Origin of the sequence: Pseudomonas sp. Root562 (assembly GCF_001427125.1) — a bacterium.
Taxonomy (GTDB): Bacteria; Pseudomonadota; Gammaproteobacteria; order Pseudomonadales; family Pseudomonadaceae; genus Aquipseudomonas.
Genome location: NZ_LMGK01000010.1, coordinates 1 through 16185, shown reverse-complemented (window position 1 = coordinate 16185; position 16185 = coordinate 1). Strand labels below are relative to the sequence as shown.

The window sequence follows — 16185 nt, the reverse complement described above, 5'->3', positions numbered from 1 at the left end:
GATGGCCGCGCCCCGTGCAGTCGTGCCGACGCAATTGGCGATCGGCATCGCCCTGATCGTCCTCAGCGCCGTGTTGGCGGTGGGGGCCTTTCGGTTTCCGCCCGAGATGGGCTTCGTCATTCTGCCGGCGTACGTCTATCCCTACGCGGTCGCGGGGTTTCTGTGTGCGGTGGGCGTTTTGCTCAGTTATCAGGCGCTCAGCGGTGGTTTCCGCGAGCTCGACGGCAGCAATCCCGGCATAGCGGGTGGCAAGCTTGGCGCGGCCTGGGTGACCGGAGGACTCCTGGGTGTGGCGCTGCTGATCAACCTCATCGGCTTCGTGCTGGCTGCCGGGCTGCTGTTTGCCTGCGCGGCCCGGGGTTTTGGCAGTCGCCATCCGTTGCGCGACCTGGCTATCGGCATCGCCCTGACGCTACCGATTTATTGGCTGTTCAACGCCGGGCTGGGGGTTTCCCTGCCGCCGCTGGTCAATGCCTGGATCTGATCCAGGCCAAAGGAGATCGACCGCGTGGACATTCTTGCAAATCTGGCCATGGGATTTTCCGCAGCGCTGACGCCGATCAATCTGATGTGGGGGTTTGTCGGTTGTTTGCTCGGCACTGCCATTGGCGTTCTGCCGGGGATCGGGCCGGCACTGACCGTGGCGTTGCTGCTGCCGATCACCGCCAAGGTCGATCCGACCGGTGCGCTGATCATGTTTGCCGGGATTTACTACGGCGCGCAATTCGGCGGGTCAACCACCTCGATTCTGCTCAATACCCCCGGTGAGTCGTCGTCCATGGTCACGGCGCTGGAGGGCAACCTCATGGCGCGCAATGGCCGTGCGGGACCGGCCCTGGCCACCGCGGCGATCGGCTCATTCGTCGCGGGTACGATCGCGACGATCCTGCTGACGCTGTTCGCACCGCTGGTGGCCAGGCTGGCGCTGAATTTTGGCCCGGCCGAGTATTTCGCGATCCTGGTGCTGTCGTTCACCACGGTGTCGGCGGTGCTCGGCGCGTCGATGTTGCGCGGCTTTGCGTCGCTAGGGATCGGATTGACCATCGGCATGATCGGCCTCGACTCAACCTCGGGCATCGCCCGCTACACCCTGGGCGTTCCCGAGTTGGTCGACGGCATTGAAGTGGTGCTGGTGGCAGTCGGTTTGTTTGCCGTCGGCGAGGCCCTGTACAGCCTGCTTTATCAATCGGAACAGGCAGAAGGGCGGCATCGCCTGACGTCGTTATGGATGACCCGCGCCGACTGGAAACGCTCGGTGCCTGCCTGGCTGCGAGGCACGTTTATCGGCTTCCCGTTCGGCTCGATTCCGGCCGGTGGCGCGGAGATTCCGACGTTCCTGTCCTATTCCACCGAACGCAAACTCAGCAAGTACCCGAAAGAGTTTTCCGCCAACAAAGGCCAGGGCGCCATCGAAGGTGTGGCCGGCCCGGAAGCGGCCAACAACGCCAGTGCCACGGGCTCGCTGGTGCCGTTGCTGACCCTGGGCATTCCCACGTCGGCGACGGCGGCAATCCTGTTGGCGGCTTTCCAGAACTACAACCTGCAACCGGGGCCGATGCTGTTTGAAACCTCCGCCGACCTGGTCTGGACCCTGGTGGCTTCGCTGTATATCGGCAACGTCATCCTGCTGGTGCTGAACCTGCCGCTGGTGGGGCTGTGGGTCAAATTGCTGCAGATTCCCCGACCGTACCTGAACGCCGGGATTCTGGTCTTCGCCACCATCGGCGTGTACGGCATGCGCCATTCGTCTTTCGACTTGCTGCTGATGTTGGCTATCGGCTGGGCCGGTGTGCTGATGCGGCGCTTCGATTTCCCGGTGGCGCCAGTGATTGTCGGCATGCTCCTGGGGCCAATGGCCGAAAAGCAACTGCGCAACGCCTTGTCCATCAGCGAGGGCGACTGGACGATATTTTTCACCCAGCCGATCTCGGCGTTTTTCATGGCCCTGACATTGTTGGTGCTGATGGTGCCGTACCTGCTGCACAAGCGAGGCATCAAGTTGCATGAAGATGATTGAAGGTTCCAACAATATTTGTGAGTCAAATGCCGCCAATATGGAAGCTGGCTTGCCCGCGAAAGCGGTGTGTCAGTCACACACGTGCTGAATGTGCCGACGCAATCGCGGGCAAGCCACGCTCCCACAGGTTGTGCGTTCGTCTGCGGTTTTGGTGCACGGCAAAGCCGCCTGACGAATCACGCCAGCATCGACATCAACCCTCCCTGGCGATCCAGCTTGGCCAGGTCATCGAAACCACCGATGTGCGTGTCGCCGATAAAAATCTGCGGCACGCTGCGCCGGCCGCTTCGGCTGAGCATTTCTTCAAACTTTCCCGGTTCGCGCTGGACATTGATCTCTTGCATCGTCGCGCCTTTGCCGGCCAGCAGTGATTTGGCGCTGCGGCAGTATGGGCAGGTGTCGGTGGTGTAAAGGGTCACGGTGTTCATGCTGGTTATCTCCGCAATGGGTTGATCAGGCGTCGATGGCCGGAAAGTCGATATCGGTCAATGCGACGTTGTTCAGGTAGTTGGTCAGCGTCTGCGAGGCCACATGGGCGACCACTTCGATGATCTTCGCGTCATTGATGCCTGCGGCTCTGGCAGAAGCGATCTGTTCGCTGGTGAGCTGGCCACGGCTTTCGGTAATCTGCTGGGCAAGCAGGGCGTAAGCGTCCAACTGACCGATTCGCGCACTGCGGATCTCCTGTTGGGTGAGCCCGGCCTTGCCGGCAAAAACGGTGTGCGCCGCCAGGCAATAATCACAGCCGTTGACCTGCGAGGTGGCGAGGTAGATCGCTTCCTTTTCCGTGGCGCTCAATGAGGTTTTGCTCAGCGCCGCCGAGTTTTGCAGGTACGAGGCAAGGACGGCAGGCGCATGGGCCAGCACCTTGAAGACGTTGGGCAGGAAGCCGATTTTCTTTTGTACGCCTTCCAGCAATGGGCGGGTGGCGTCGGTAGCTTGTTCGAGGCTGACAGAGGCAATACGAGTCATGGTGATTCTCCGGGATTGAAGCGCGACATGCGCTGGGTACGGAGTCCATGCTAGTGATTCATGCTGGTCAATTGGCTGCAAATCGTCGACGATATGCGACAGATCGTCCAGAACAGCTTCGGGAGCTTCCCATGGATCGCCTTTCCACGTTGCTCAACCATTTCGGCGTCAACGCCGGCACCTTTCACAGCGGCACGTTTTGCGGCACGACGGCGTTCGATGGCAGCCAGGCGTGCGGCCATGTGCATCTGCTTCAGGCGGGCGAGTTGTCGCTCAAACTGGCAGACGAACGAGAGCTGCACCTGCGCGAGCCAACGCTGATCTTTTTCCCGCGACCTTATCGTCACCGCTTGTTCGCCCCCGATTCCTTCGGCACGCAGTTGGTGTGTGCATCCCTGGATTTCGATGGCGGGGCTGGCAATGCCCTGGCCGCCGCGCTGCCGGATTTCCTGGTGCTGAAACTCGATGAAATCCCCACATTGGCCAGCACCCTGCAATGGTTGTTCGACGAAGCCTTTGCTGGCACCTGCGGTCGGGAAGCGGTGATGGATCGACTGTTCGAACTGGTGGTAATCCTGTTGTTGCGCCACATCCTCAGCAGTCGCAATCAACAGCCGGGCATGATGGCCGGCCTTGCCGATCCACGCCTGGCACGCTCCCTGAACCTTATGCATGAGTTTCCGGGCAAGCCCTGGAGCGTGGCCGAATTGTCGGTGGCGGCGAACATGTCGCGAGCCAGCTTCGCCGAACATTTCAAGCGCGTGGTCGGCCAGGCTCCGGTGGATTATCTGGTGAGCTGGCGCATCAGCCTGGCGCAGAAACGCTTGCGCGAGGGCAAGCCCATTGCCCTGATCGCCGAAGAGGTTGGCTACGAAAGCCCATCGGCACTGGCCCGGGCGTTTCGCCGCAAGACCGGTGTCAGCCCCCGGGAATGGAGAGGGGAGACGCCATGATCCAATGCAAACGCGCGGGCGAACCTGCCAGGGGCGAAGACGGGCGACGGATATTGGTCGATCGAGAGTGGCCGCGACATTGCTCCAGGGATTCGTTGCCGCTGGACCAATGGTTGCCCGACGTCGCGCCTTCGATTGATTTGCACAAGGCATTTGCCGCCGGTGAAGTGGATTTCGGCCAATTCAGCGCGGCCTATCGCCAGCAACTGATCGCTCGCCCGGAACACTGGTGGGCGCTTCTGGGATATGCACAAACCGGCACGCTCACGCTGGTTTTTGCCGCTCAAAACCTGCTGGAAAACCACGCCGTCGTACTCGCCCGATGGCTGGAGGACGAGCTGGATCGATACCAGGAGGCCAGCTCGCCGGTGTGCTATCGCGACGAGTTTCCGGGTTATTGAGACGTCTGCATTGGCCGCTGATCCAACCTGGATTTTATTCCTGAACCACCCACACGCTGCACGGCATCTTGTACAGCACGCGTTCGATGGTGCTGCCCACCAAGCGTTCCATGGCGCGGTGACCGGCGCGTCCCATGACGATCACGTCTGTTTCATAGGCCTGCGCATAGTTGCAAAGCACCTTGGCCGGATCGCCCAGGATCATGTGCTGACATTCCGGTTCAATACCGTTGCGCTGCGCAAGCTCGCGGAAGGCATCGGCTTGTGAGTCGAACAATGTCTTGGCTTTGCTCGAAGAAAAAAACGCCGAGCCATTACTGAAGCCGAATTCATCTGCACTGATGGATGAAAGATCATGGGCGTAAACCACGTCGAGTTGCGCATTGCAGGTGATGGCCAGTTTGGACGCCTCACACAAGATCCTGTCGTTGAAACCCTTGTATTGGTCATCACTGTGAAAAGGGTCTACGGCAGCGACAATTTTGCGCGGCAATGCGTGATGCATATGGCTGACAAAATGCAGGGGGACCGGGCATTCGCGCAGCAGGTGAATATCCAGTGGGGTAAACATCAGGCGCGACAGCAGCGATTCGTGCTCCAGGGCTTTGATCAAGGCGGCCATCGGCTGCTCTTTGAGATGAATCAGGATCTCTTGCAACGGCCGCTCTACCCAGACCACTTCCGTGGTGACGTGCACACCGATCTTGCGCATGGGGCGTGCCTGGTCTTCAAGCCACTGGCGATGACGCTCGACATAACCCAGCCGCATCTGATCCAGCGCTTGTTCATTAACCATCCCGGCAGTCGCCAGCCCTTCGAGGTAATCGAACGCCACGATGTGCAATGCTGCTTGCGACGCTTTGGCCAATGCTGCAGCCCGGTCAAAGGCGGGACTGTTGTGCATCAGAGGTGGGACGACCAGCATGAAACGCGATTGATCAGCCATGACTGTACTCCGGTAGGTCATCGAACAGTGGTGTGCCGAAATGACTCCAGGTTCTTACAGGTAAAGTCGGTGGATCACCTGACGACTGTCGTCGGGATCGTTGGATGTCTCGAATCCCAACGCCTTGGCCAGGTCGCGCATTGGCGCATTGCTGGCGGCGTCTACCGAATACATCTGCTGAAAGCCGTTATGGCGTGCGGCCTTGATCAAGTGTTCCATCAGTAAAGTGCCCAGCCCCAGGTGGGTCCATTCATCGGCGACCGTGACGGCGCATTCACACACCTGTTCGCTGGTGGCGGCGTAGCGGCTGATGCCGATCTCGACCAGCCGACCGTTGTCGTGGACCATGGCGATGTAGGCCACGCGTTGTTTGTTGTCGGTGTCCATCAACTGATCGAGCATCGCGGCGCTGGGCTCACTGATTTGCGCAAGAAAGCGCATGTGCCGGGATTCCGGAGACAGCCGTTTGATGAAGGCATATTCGCGGTCGCGGTCCTTTTCCGTCAGTGGCCGGATCAGCACGTGGCGACCATCCCTGAGCGCTTCGATCCAGTACTGGCTGTCCACCGCGGCGTAAGCGGCTGCGGCGCGGTCATTGTGGTCTTTGACGGTAAGCATGGGGTTAATCCTCCAGCGTTGTTCTTATAGGGCGGGCACGGCAAAAGCCTGTTTCATTCCTTTCTACGCCGCTGCCTGCCCTGGTATTTGATCTGGATCAAACATTCGATCAAAGGCTGTAGAGGTTCCCGCTTCGTCAAGGCACCGACATTGACGGCACTCACATCACCAGCGACGTCACTCATCGAGTGACGTTTCTTCAGGTTTTTTAGGGGCTTAGCTCACCAGTACATACGGCATCTGTTCCCTCGCAGCCTTCAGGGTGCTTGCCCACCAGTTCAGCTGAACCAGCATTCGAGCCATGGGCAGCCGGGCTTGATCAGTCTGTCGTACATGCCCGGCCTCATCGATCAGCGACCAGGGATCAGTGAAGGACACGTAATTGCTGATAGGTACCGCGTGCTGCGCGGACAGCACCTGGCGAAGGTGATCGATCGCACAAAGTCCACCCGATGCCCCGCCGTAGCCAATGAATGCCACTGGCCTTGCGTGCCAGCGAACCGACACCTGATCAATGAATGCTTTAAGCCCGGAGTGATAAACATCGGACAGTTGCGATGTGATGAACAGAAATGCATCAGCATCGACCAAATGGCGAAGAGTTTCCTGTCGCTGTATCACTGCCAACTTGTCAGGTTTGGCCATGAGGTCGGCAGGTCCCATAAACCAAGGCTCGAACTCGGCACGTTGCGCCAAAACATCAGTAACCCATTTCAGCAGCGCAGCGTCCAGACCTTCCTCATCCTTGGCGCCATGAATCACGATCAGTTTCATCTCGCTGTTCATCTCAACCTCCCACCGTAAATCCGCACGTCTTTGCTGAATTTCTCCTGCGCCTTTCAGGCTCTGGATTAGAGTATGAGTGGCAGCGCGGCAGATATAGCCGGTACTGGGGCATACAATTTGTGACGTGAATTCATATGAGACGGTTGGACATAAACTGCTTCGCCGAAATGAACGTGTTCGTCAGGGTTGTTGAAGATGGCGGTTATACGGCGGCCGCCAAGCATTGTGCGATGACCCCGTCAGCGGTCAGCAAGCTGGTCTCGAGGCTGGAAAACCGCTTGGGCACGCGTTTGCTCAATCGCTCGACAAGACGGCAATTGCTCACGCCTGAAGGGGCCGCGTTCTATGAACGCAGCGTGACTATCCTGGCGGCGCTCGATGAGGCCGAGCAGGAGGCCGCGGCGAGCTCCGAACCGCAGGGAACCGTGCGGGTCAACTGCAACGTCGATATCGGGCGTTTGTATCTGCTGCCCCTGTTGCAGACATTTTTGCGGCTCCACCCTGGAGTCTCGGTGGAGGTTTTTCTCAGTGACGAGGTTGTCGACCTGATCAGCGCCCGGGCTGACGTGGCCATCCGCAGCGGCCCGCTGAAAAGCTCCAATCTCGTGGCCAGGCGCTTGGGCGAGACGAGAGCCCTTGTCGTGGCATCACCGGCCTATCTTGCAGCTCGCGGCATACCGAAAACGCCAGCCGATCTTGCGGACCACACCTGTCTGGGGTTCACCTTCAGTCCACCGATGATGGAGTGGGGCTTCGTCAGCGCAGACGGCCAACCCATCCCGGTGGCCGTCGCCGGCAATGCACGGGCCAGTGACGGCAATGCAGTTCGCGATCTGGCAATTCTTGGGCTCGGCCTCGCGCGCGTTGGGTTTTGCCAGGTCGAGCAAGATCTGGCGGAAGGCCGGCTTCTTTCGGTGCTAGAGGACTTCGTGCCCAGCGCAAAGACGGAAGTGCACGCGGTTTACGTCGGGCAAGGAGGGAAGTTGCCCACACGTGTCAGAGCCTTCATGGATTTTCTGGCGGCAAACTTGAAAATCCACTGATCGCACAAGACCAGGGCACCTCACGCTTGGCGGTAGGCGCTGGGCGTGACGCCGACTTCGCGACGAAAAACCTGGGAAAAATGGCTGGGGCTGGAATAACCGACTTCCAGCCCGACATCAATGATGCTGCGCTCGGTCTCGAGCAGTAGATGTCGCGCGCGACTCATGCGCAGGCGGATGAAATACTGCGACGGCGACAGCCCCGTGGCACGCTTGAACATCCGGCTGAAGTGGTAGTCGCTCAAGTCAGCGATTCGTGCCAATTGCGCAAGACTGAAGTCATCGGCCAGGTGCTCGTTCATTGCGTCGATAACGCGACGCAGCTTGTACGCTTGCAGAGCATTGCTGCGTCGGGTCGTACTGTGCGGATTGAGATAACGCCGTATCAGGTGAACGGTCAGCGCCTGAGCCAGGCTGTGTACGAACAGCGGGCTGGGTTTGCGTTGCTCGATCAACTCGAGGCGTAACTGATTGAGCATGAAACTTATCCGTTCATCCCGGGCACCGGAGATATCCAGGAACGTCACTGCAACGCTGTGCTCACCCAGAACATCACGGGCCGCCTGTTCAATCATGGGCAGGCCGAGATAAAGATGCATCACTTCGAAGGTGTCGCAGCCCAGGGTCTGCCAGCGCATCTCATAGGGTTCATTTGTATTGGTAAGAAAAAAGTCGCCAGCCTGCACCTCGACGGCTTTCCAGGCCCCACCGAGGGATCGCTCCTCGACCTTGGCCGAGCCTGTCAGGACCAATACCAGCAGGGGCTCGACCACGGCGGGCACGAGTATTGGCTCTACGGTGCTGTGATGGCTGAACAACTGCACCATCACATCCTGCATCTGCGGGAGCAACGGCAACACCTGCGGCGTTCCCGGCAGATGCTGCGGCATCGATTCGGCCGCGATGCGAAGGGTATCAATCGGTGGCACGTCGTCATGTTCAGGCTGGCGCACACGAGGCTCCATTGAAAAAAGCGCTGAGGGGCTGGCATCAACAGGGTAACGCAACCTCGGTACCCATCGGCAATTGCGCAAGCTACCTCAGAAATTCAGATGTTGGCGCAAAACTCCAACAGCCACGGCAAGCCTGCGAAAGCCCGATTCTCCCGATTGCGCGACAGTGAGGCCGTCGATAACTACAGCGCCTCACGGGCGCCAGGCCGCCGAATATCTCGCCGGCTTGCAAGCAGGAGAGCACCATGACTCAGATCAATCACCGTATTCCCAACGAAGTCGAAGGCAAAGTCGCGCTGGTCACCGGCGCCGCCAGTGGCATCGGCAAGGCTATCGCACTGATGCTGCATGCGCGTGGCGCCAAGGTCATTGCTGAAGACATCAATCCCGCCGTCGAAGCACTCGCTCGTCCCGGATTGGTGCCGCTGGTAGCCGACATCAGCAAAGACGGGGTTGCCGAGCGCGCCGTCGGATTGGCCGTCGAGACGTTCGGGCGACTGGACATTCTGGTCAACAACGCCGGGATCATCATCAACAAGCTGGTCATCGACATGACCCGCGAAGACTGGGAGCGCATCCAGGCAGTCAACGCAACCGCGGCCTTTTTGCATTGCCGCGAAGCGGTCAAGGCGATGATGCCCAACAAATCGGGAGCGATAGTCAATATCGCCTCTTATGCCTCCTATTTCGCCTTCCCGACCATTGCCGCTTACACCGCGTCCAAAGGCGCATTGGCCCAATTGACCCGCACGCTGGCGCTAGAGGCTATCGAGCATGGCATTCGCGTCAATGCCATCGGCGTCGGCGACGTTGTCACCAACATTCTTAACGACGTGGTAGAGGACGGTCCTGGCTTCCTGGCCAAGCACGGTGAAGCCGCTCCCATCGGACGTGCCGCGCAGCCGGAAGAAATTGCCGAAGTCGTGGCATTTCTCGCCTCGGACCGCGCAAGCTTCATTGTTGGCTCGGTGGTCATGGCGGATGGCGGCATGACCGTCACCGCTGGTTGATCGACCGAACGGGCATTTGCGTTAAAGAGAGCAGCTTCTGGGCCGTTTTCTGCCGGTGGTGTCCGGCTGAGAACGGCCAGGAGCGAACTGCAAACGCGTGCTTTCTCTACGGCTGTTGCAAAGGCTGGATTGCAGCGCGCCGGGTGCCTGCGAACGCACTCGTGCCAAGCCAGCGCCACAAGTTTTCTGCGTCTTGCACGGCGCCGTCTACCCGCAATTCCTGTGACCGCAGAACCTCTTTTGGCGTGCGGTCGCCGGTCCACACCTCAGTCAATGCTCGTACGCTGGAGTCCACGACGAGCGTGAGTTCGCGTCCCGGATCGTCGCGACACAGATCTGCCACACCCTGTTCAACCACCAGCCACCACGCTTGCTCACCGGACCGCGCGTCGCGGAACCGGAAGTGAATGACCACCGACCGGGGCGGGAACATTTCGATGCGCGCAAACCGACGTATGTCCCACATCAGCAAGCCCGCGTCGAGTTCGTTATCGCGAAGGCGACTGCCTATCCAGCGCGCCCCCCAATGGCCCAGTGCCATGATGATGGGGCGCAAATCCTCGCCGGCCTCGGTCAGGCTGTATTCCCAGACGTTGCCTGCGGCCGTGCGATGCACGACACCGATATCTTCCAGGTGGCGCAGCCGCTGTGCCAGCAAGCTGGTGGACATGCGTGGCACGCCGCGGTGCAGTTCATTGAAACGCTTGCTGCCGCATAGCAACTCGCGCACGACCAAAGGCGTCCAGCGTTCGCACAGTGCCTCGGCACCGCGTGCGACCGTACAGAACTGACCATAGCTTTCATCCATCGCCTGTCCCTCCGCTACTTCAACGCTTCAGATTCTGAACTAGCCGGGCGGTTTCCCGACGTGCACGCTGAAACCTGCCAAAGCCACGGTTTCAGGAGTACGTCATGACCAAGATAGCCATCATTCAGCGGCCGCCGGTGCTGCTCGATCGTAGCGCGACGATCGCCCAGGCCGTGCAATCGGTCCGCGAAGCTGCAGCGTCGGGAGCCTCGTTGATTGTTTTGCCCGAATCATTCATTCCAGGTTACCCGTCGTGGATCTGGCGGCTGGCGGCGGGAAAAGACGGGGCTCTAATGGGGCAGTTGCATACTCGCCTGTTGGCCAACGCGATTGATATCGCGAGCGGCGACCTGAACGAACTGTGCGAGGCCGCTGTTGCTCACGCCGTGACAATCGTATGCGGCATCAATGAACGCGAACGCCGTAATGGAGGCGGCACGCTTTACAACAGCGTAGTCGTTATCGGAACCCATGGCGAAGTGCTCAACCGTCATCGCAAGTTGATGCCAACGAACCCCGAGCGCATGGTCCATGGTTTCGGCGATGCGTCAGGGTTGCGTACCGTCGATACACCCGTCGGTCGCATCGGTACGCTCATCTGCTGGGAAAACTACATGCCCCTGGCGCGCTATTCATTGTATTCCCAGGGCGTGGAAATCTACGTTGCGCCAACCTACGACACTGGCGAGGGCTGGATCAGCACGATGCGGCACATTGCACTCGAAGGCCGTTGCTGGGTGCTTGGCAGTGGCAGCTTGCTGCGCGGCAACGACATTCCCGATGACTTTCCAGGTCGCCTGCAACTGTTTCCCGATCCGGATGAGTGGATCAACGACGGTGACTCGGTGGTGGTCAACCCTCAAGGCCGGATCACAGCCGGTCCGTTGCACCGGGAGGCGGGCATTCTGTATGCGGACATCGACACCTCACTCGTGGCGCCAGCGCGGCGGGCGCTCGACGTCAGCGGGCACTATGCGCGCCCCGACATTTTCGATCTGCAAGTGCGACGCACGCCGACGACGGCGGTGCGCTTCGTCGACGAGTGAAGCTGGCTAACCCTCAGGCAATCCGTCCCGACTTCGGCTGTACGTGCGTTAACTGATGAAGGAGTCATTCCATGAGCATTCAAAGGTCTTACAAAGGCAGTTGTTTTTGCGGCGCTGTCGAATTCACCGTCAGCGGTGAGCCGGCGGCAATGGGCTATTGCCATTGCGAGTCGTGTCGACAGTGGTCAGCCGCGCCGGTCAATGCCTTCACGCTGTGGAAACCCGAGGCGGTGCAAGTCACTCGGGGGGCTGACGACATTGGCACCTTCAACAAGACACCGCAGAGTTATCGCAAATGGTGCAGGCGTTGCGGCGGACACCTCTTCACCGAACACCCCGGGATGGGCCTCATCGATGTGTATGCCGCGGTCATCCCGGATCTCGCGTTTTCGCCAGGTGTTCACGTCCACTACCAAGAGGCCGCGCTGCGTATCAGGGATGGGGTGCCGAAGCTTAAGGATGTCCCAGGTGAATTGGGAGGATCAGGCATCAGCGTGGACGAATGAGGCTGGCAGCGGCGGGGTGCCGGCGCGCGATTTCCACCTTTCGCCATCGGCGGCAACCTGCCGACAACGCCATACCTTGACGTTGCAAACCCTCAAGGCGCCCGTTCAATGGCAGAATCTCCTTAACTTGACTGTTTTGGAGAACACCATGCTTCGTGTGTTTGAACGAAGGCTCGATCCCTTTCCGCCTGACGAGGTGCCACCGCCACCGGACGGCCTGGCTCGTTTCCTGTGGGCCTGTACGCGGGGAGCGCGTGGTTACATCCTCGCGCTGGCGCTGCTCGGTGCCGGTGTATCGATTTACGAAGCATGGCTGTTTTCCTTTCTCGGCCAGGTCGTGGACCTGCTCTCGACCTGGCAGGCAGGCGGTGAGGCGGCTGCGCAGGAAAGTCGGGTGTTGTGGGGCATGGGTATTGTCATGGTAACCAGTGTCGGGCTGGTGGCGTTGCGCACCATGGTGCAGCACCAGATATTGGCAATTAACTTGCCGTTGCGGCTGCGCTGGGACTTCCATCGCCTGATGTTGCGGCAAAGCCTGTCGTTTTTTTCCGATGAGTTTTCCGGCCGCGTCACCACCAAGGTGATGCAGACCGCGCTAGCGGTACGAGACGTGCTCTTCACCCTGATCGAAATCGTCCCGGGTATCGGGGTGTATTTCATTGCGATCATCGCACTGGCCGGTGGCTTCGCGCTGAAACTCATGCTGCCATTCGTTGCCTGGGCTCTGCTGTTCGGCCTGGCCATGTGGTACTTCGTGCCTCGCCTGGGGAAAGTCGGGCAGGAACAGGCGAATGCGCGGTCAATGATGACCGGGCGTATCTCGGATGCGTACACGAACATCACTACGGTGAAACTGTTCTCCCATTCCAATCGTGAAGCGCACTTCGCGCGAGCGGCAATGGAGGATTTCAAGCAAACCGGCTTTCGCCAGATGCGCCTGGTCAGCCAGTTCGAGATCGTCAACCAGGCATTGGTGGTGGGGCTGATCATGGCCGCCGGCGGTTATGCCCTGTGGCTGTGGCACCAGGGTGACGTCGGCGCAGGTGCCGTGGCGGCAATCACTGCAATGGCGTTGCGGATCAATGGCATGTCGAACTGGATCATGTGGCAAATGACCTCGCTGTTCGAGAGCATCGGCACGGTACAGGACGGCATGGCGACGCTGACCCGCGGTCCCAAGGTCAAGGATGCACCGGATGCGGGTGTGCTGGTGACCTCAGGCGGCGCGGTAACCTTCGATAAAGTGAGCTTCAACTACAATGGCGAGCGCCAGGTGCTCGATGGCCTGAGCCTGAACATTCGTCCGGGTGAAAAAATCGGCCTGGTCGGCCGCTCTGGCGCCGGCAAATCCACGCTTATCAACTTGCTGCTGCGCTTCTATGACGTCGACAGCGGGGAGATTCGCATCGACGGCCAGAACATTGCACACGTGACGCAAGACAGCCTGCGCAGCTCCATCGGCATGGTCACCCAGGACACTTCGCTGCTGCACCGTTCCATTCGCGACAACATTGCATACGGTCGTCCCGATGCGACCGACGCGCAAATCCGTGCCGCCGCGGCCAATGCCCAGGCCGATGAGTTCATCAGCCAACTGAGCGACCGGCAGGGCCATACCGGCTACGACACCCTGGTGGGTGAGCGCGGCATCAAGCTGTCCGGCGGCCAGCGTCAACGCGTCGCGATTGCCCGGGTGATGCTCAAGAACGCCCCGATCCTGCTGCTTGACGAGGCCACCAGCGCGCTGGACTCGGAAGTCGAAGTGGCCATTCAGGAAAGCCTCGATGAAATGATGCAGGGCAAAACCGTGATCGCCATCGCCCATCGGCTGTCCACCATTGCAGCCATGGACCGCCTGATCGTCATGGATGACGGACGCATCATCGAGCAGGGCACCCACACCGAGTTACTCGCGAAGAACGGCATCTATGCGCGGCTTTGGCAGCATCAGAGTGGCGGGTTCCTGGGTGAGGACAAGGGCGTGGTCGAGGCAATGGATCAGGCGTGAGTGTGAAGGGGCAGGCAACGGGCGAGAGGGAGAGCTGCACGACGATTGCCAGACAGAGGAGGGCGAAGACGAGCGGTGGAAGCAATTGCCTGGTGTTTGCCTGTCGATGCCTTGCCCGTCTCTCAACGCCCCTGGTGCCTCTTACCGGCGAGCGACATTCATTTTATTTCGGTTCCAGGCACGAAGAGCTTACCGGGATCATCGACCTCCTTCAGGTCAATCAACGCTCGACAAATGCAGTGCGAGAACTGTTCCTGCAGCGTTTCTGGGTCGTTCCAGGCTATTTGCGATGCTTTCAGATGTTGTGCCTCGGACGATTTGTAGCAGACACAATTGTCGAGTCGGGTGACGCCATTATTTGTGCTCTGACAAGCCGTGGCCAGCAAACAGATCGCGATGAGCATTGCACAGCGTTTCATTGGCTCCCCTCCGAGTTGTAAACCCGACGCTAGAAGGTAGCTTAGCCGTCATTTACGATCGCTCCATCCACGGGCGGCTTCGGCCGATTGCCGCCTATCTGTTCGAAGCGCGCGCCTCTGATACCGATAAACTTGACGACCTCAGATTGAACGCTGGTTCACGCGGGCCATGAGCTGTTCGGCGCTTTCCTTGCGTTCGGAGTAGCGATCCACCAGAAACCCCTGATGGTCACGTAGCAGCAGGGTGAATTTCACCAGTTCTTCCATCACGTCGACCACGCGGTCGTAGAACGCCGAGGGCTTCATTCGGCCGGCTTCGTCGAATTCCATAAAAGCCTTCGGCACCGAGGATTGATTGGGAATGGTGAACATGCGCATCCAGCGTCCCAGCACACGCAGCTGGTTGACTGCGTTGAAGGACTGCGAACCACCGCAGACTTGCATCACCGCCAGTGTCTTGCCCTGAGTCGGGCGAATGGCACCGAGGGCAAGGGGAATCCAGTCAATCTGTGCCTTGAATACAGCCGACATCGCGCCATGCCGCTCCGGCGAACACCAGACCTGACCTTGCGACCACAACACCAGATCGCGCAACTCCTGCACCTTGGGATGATCCACAGGTGCATCGTCGGGAAGCGGCAAACCGGAGGGATTGAAGATGCGGGTTTCTGCACCAAAGTGTTCCAGCAGGCGTGCGGCCTCTTCGACCAGCAGACGGCTGAACGAGCGCTCGCGGGTCGACCCGTACAACAACAGGATGCGTGGCTTGGGTTCGCCCGGACGAAAAGTGATGCCTGCGTCGTCGAACAGGGAGAGGTCAAGGTTAGGCAGTTGCTCAGACATGTTTCTTCCTGCTCAGAGAGCGCCGATTCGGTCCAGTTCGCGTTTGAGTTGATCGCGGCTGAGTTCATTGAAGGGCAGGGCGAGGAACGCCCTGCAGCGTTGCTCGATGTGCACAAGCGTGGCGCGGAAAGCCGCGTCCACCGCCGCTTCGTCACCCACTACGTCGGAAGGATCTTCCAGGCCCCAATGGGCCTTCAGCGCCGGGCCGAAATACACCGGGCAACTTTCGCCTGCTGCCTTGTCGCAAACGGTAATGACGATATCCGGTGGGTTATCCTCAAAGGCATCATTGCCCTTGCTGCTCAATCCTTCGATGGAAATGGCGGACTGTTGTAGCGTGGTCAGGCTACGCGGCAGTACTTTGCCTTTGGGAAAGCTGCCGGAACTTACCGCTTCGAAACCCTGCGGTGCCAGGTGATTGAACATGGCTTCTGAAAGGATGCTGCGACAGCTGTTGGCCGTGCACATGAACAGAACTCGCATGGATTGCTCCCTCCGCATTTGCGGATATCGAAGACTCAAGCGCCGTGTCCGCGCCGAGAGGGTAATCAACAGAATCGCAAGTGTCAGCACTTTGAGGTCGTACCGACATATACGGGAAGTCAAATATACGGATATCCGTATGTGCGGGCAACTCATCCATGGGCGTCGGAGGGTATTGAAGACGCCATCGCGGGCAAGCCTTGCTCTACAGGTAGTGCGCAATCCCGTAGGCGCAAGGCTGGCCCGCGATAGCCGTTACGCGATATCGCGCCGGATCAGAAGAAGCCCAGCGGATTGATGTCGTAGCTCACCAGCAGGTTTTTGGTCTGCTGATAGTGATCGAGCATCATCTTGTGGGTTTCACGGCCGACGC

Annotated in this window: 20 protein-coding genes; 9 read left to right on the top strand and 11 right to left on the bottom strand. The window is 59.5% G+C overall.

From position 1 onward, the window contains the following. Position 1: 1 nt before the first annotated feature. The gene (locus ASD60_RS09440) at positions 2-484 is read left to right on the top strand and encodes a tripartite tricarboxylate transporter TctB family protein (protein WP_056853745.1); all 483 of its coding nucleotides are present in this window, start codon (positions 2-4) and stop codon (positions 482-484) included. A 24-nt stretch (positions 485-508) separates the two neighbouring features. After that, positions 509-2017, top strand: coding sequence for a tripartite tricarboxylate transporter permease (locus ASD60_RS09435; protein ID WP_056853744.1), 1509 nt, complete (start codon positions 509-511; stop codon positions 2015-2017). Between the two features lie 176 nt (positions 2018-2193). On the opposite strand, the gene grxC is transcribed toward ASD60_RS09435, so the two are convergent. Beyond that, the gene (gene grxC, locus ASD60_RS09430) at positions 2194-2445 is read right to left on the bottom strand and encodes a glutaredoxin 3 (RefSeq protein ID WP_056853743.1); all 252 of its coding nucleotides are present in this window, start codon (positions 2443-2445) and stop codon (positions 2194-2196) included. 25 nt (positions 2446-2470) lie between these two features. Then, positions 2471-2989 carry a carboxymuconolactone decarboxylase family protein gene (locus ASD60_RS09425; RefSeq protein WP_056853742.1) on the bottom strand — a complete coding sequence of 173 codons (519 nt, stop codon included), beginning with the start codon at positions 2987-2989 and terminating at the stop codon, positions 2471-2473. A 131-nt stretch (positions 2990-3120) separates the two neighbouring features. Between ASD60_RS09425 and ASD60_RS09420 the strand changes: the two genes are divergently transcribed. Beyond that, on the top strand, positions 3121-3942 hold the full coding sequence (locus ASD60_RS09420; protein WP_056853741.1) for an AraC family transcriptional regulator: 822 nt from the start codon (positions 3121-3123) through the stop codon (positions 3940-3942). After that, the gene (locus ASD60_RS09415) at positions 3939-4343 is read left to right on the top strand and encodes a DUF488 domain-containing protein (protein WP_056853740.1); all 405 of its coding nucleotides are present in this window, start codon (positions 3939-3941) and stop codon (positions 4341-4343) included. The genes ASD60_RS09420 and ASD60_RS09415 overlap by 4 nt, the downstream gene beginning before the upstream one ends. Before the next feature lie 34 nt (positions 4344-4377). Here the strand turns inward: ASD60_RS09415 and ASD60_RS09410 are convergent, their stop codons facing one another. From ASD60_RS09410 to ASD60_RS09400, 3 genes are all read right to left on the bottom strand, one after another. Then, positions 4378-5289, bottom strand: coding sequence for a universal stress protein (locus ASD60_RS09410; RefSeq protein ID WP_056853739.1), 912 nt, complete (start codon positions 5287-5289; stop codon positions 4378-4380). Positions 5290-5343: 54 nt separating this feature from the next. Next, positions 5344-5907, bottom strand: coding sequence for a GNAT family N-acetyltransferase (locus tag ASD60_RS09405; protein WP_056853738.1), 564 nt, complete (start codon positions 5905-5907; stop codon positions 5344-5346). A 216-nt stretch (positions 5908-6123) separates the two neighbouring features. Further along, positions 6124-6693 (bottom strand): NADPH-dependent FMN reductase, encoded by a 570-nt coding sequence (locus ASD60_RS09400; RefSeq protein ID WP_056853737.1) that lies wholly within the window; start codon positions 6691-6693, stop codon positions 6124-6126. Between the two features lie 134 nt (positions 6694-6827). Between ASD60_RS09400 and ASD60_RS09395 the strand changes: the two genes are divergently transcribed. After that, complete coding sequence (locus ASD60_RS09395; protein ID WP_056853736.1) at positions 6828-7736, top strand: LysR family transcriptional regulator; 909 nt, start codon at positions 6828-6830, stop codon at positions 7734-7736. Between the two features lie 20 nt (positions 7737-7756). Here the strand turns inward: ASD60_RS09395 and ASD60_RS09390 are convergent, their stop codons facing one another. Then, complete coding sequence (locus ASD60_RS09390; RefSeq protein ID WP_056853735.1) at positions 7757-8701, bottom strand: helix-turn-helix domain-containing protein; 945 nt, start codon at positions 8699-8701, stop codon at positions 7757-7759. Positions 8702-8934: 233 nt separating this feature from the next. Between ASD60_RS09390 and ASD60_RS09385 the strand changes: the two genes are divergently transcribed. After that, entirely contained in the window at positions 8935-9699 is a 765-nt protein-coding gene (locus ASD60_RS09385) for an SDR family NAD(P)-dependent oxidoreductase (RefSeq protein WP_056853734.1), read from the top strand. Between the two features lie 106 nt (positions 9700-9805). Here the strand turns inward: ASD60_RS09385 and ASD60_RS09380 are convergent, their stop codons facing one another. Beyond that, positions 9806-10507: a winged helix-turn-helix transcriptional regulator gene (locus ASD60_RS09380; protein WP_056853733.1), complete on the bottom strand. Its 702-nt coding sequence runs from the start codon at positions 10505-10507 to the stop codon at positions 9806-9808. A 104-nt stretch (positions 10508-10611) separates the two neighbouring features. Here ASD60_RS09380 and ASD60_RS09375 point away from each other — a divergent pair, with 104 nt between their 5' ends. From ASD60_RS09375 to ASD60_RS09365, 3 genes are all read left to right on the top strand, one after another. Beyond that, positions 10612-11553, top strand: coding sequence for a carbon-nitrogen hydrolase family protein (locus tag ASD60_RS09375; protein WP_056853732.1), 942 nt, complete (start codon positions 10612-10614; stop codon positions 11551-11553). A 71-nt stretch (positions 11554-11624) separates the two neighbouring features. Beyond that, a complete protein-coding gene (locus ASD60_RS09370) occupies positions 11625-12059 on the top strand; it encodes a GFA family protein (protein ID WP_056853731.1) in 435 nt (144 codons plus the stop codon). Positions 12060-12207: 148 nt separating this feature from the next. Further along, positions 12208-14067, top strand: a complete 1860-nt coding sequence (locus ASD60_RS09365; protein ID WP_056853730.1) for an ABC transporter ATP-binding protein — start codon at positions 12208-12210, stop codon at positions 14065-14067. Between the two features lie 158 nt (positions 14068-14225). On the opposite strand, the gene ASD60_RS09360 is transcribed toward ASD60_RS09365, so the two are convergent. The 4 genes from ASD60_RS09360 to ASD60_RS29365 form a co-directional block, all read right to left on the bottom strand. Then, a complete protein-coding gene (locus ASD60_RS09360; protein ID WP_056853729.1) occupies positions 14226-14486 on the bottom strand; it encodes a hypothetical protein in 261 nt (86 codons plus the stop codon). 141 nt (positions 14487-14627) lie between these two features. Then, positions 14628-15329, bottom strand: a complete 702-nt coding sequence (gene arsH / locus ASD60_RS09355) for an arsenical resistance protein ArsH (protein ID WP_056853728.1) — start codon at positions 15327-15329, stop codon at positions 14628-14630. A gap of 12 nt (positions 15330-15341) precedes the next feature. Continuing rightward, a complete protein-coding gene (locus tag ASD60_RS09350; protein WP_056853727.1) occupies positions 15342-15812 on the bottom strand; it encodes an arsenate reductase ArsC in 471 nt (156 codons plus the stop codon). 275 nt (positions 15813-16087) lie between these two features. Further along, positions 16088-16185: hypothetical protein (locus ASD60_RS29365; RefSeq protein WP_231492973.1), on the bottom strand; the 98-nt coding region annotated here is incomplete at its 5' end.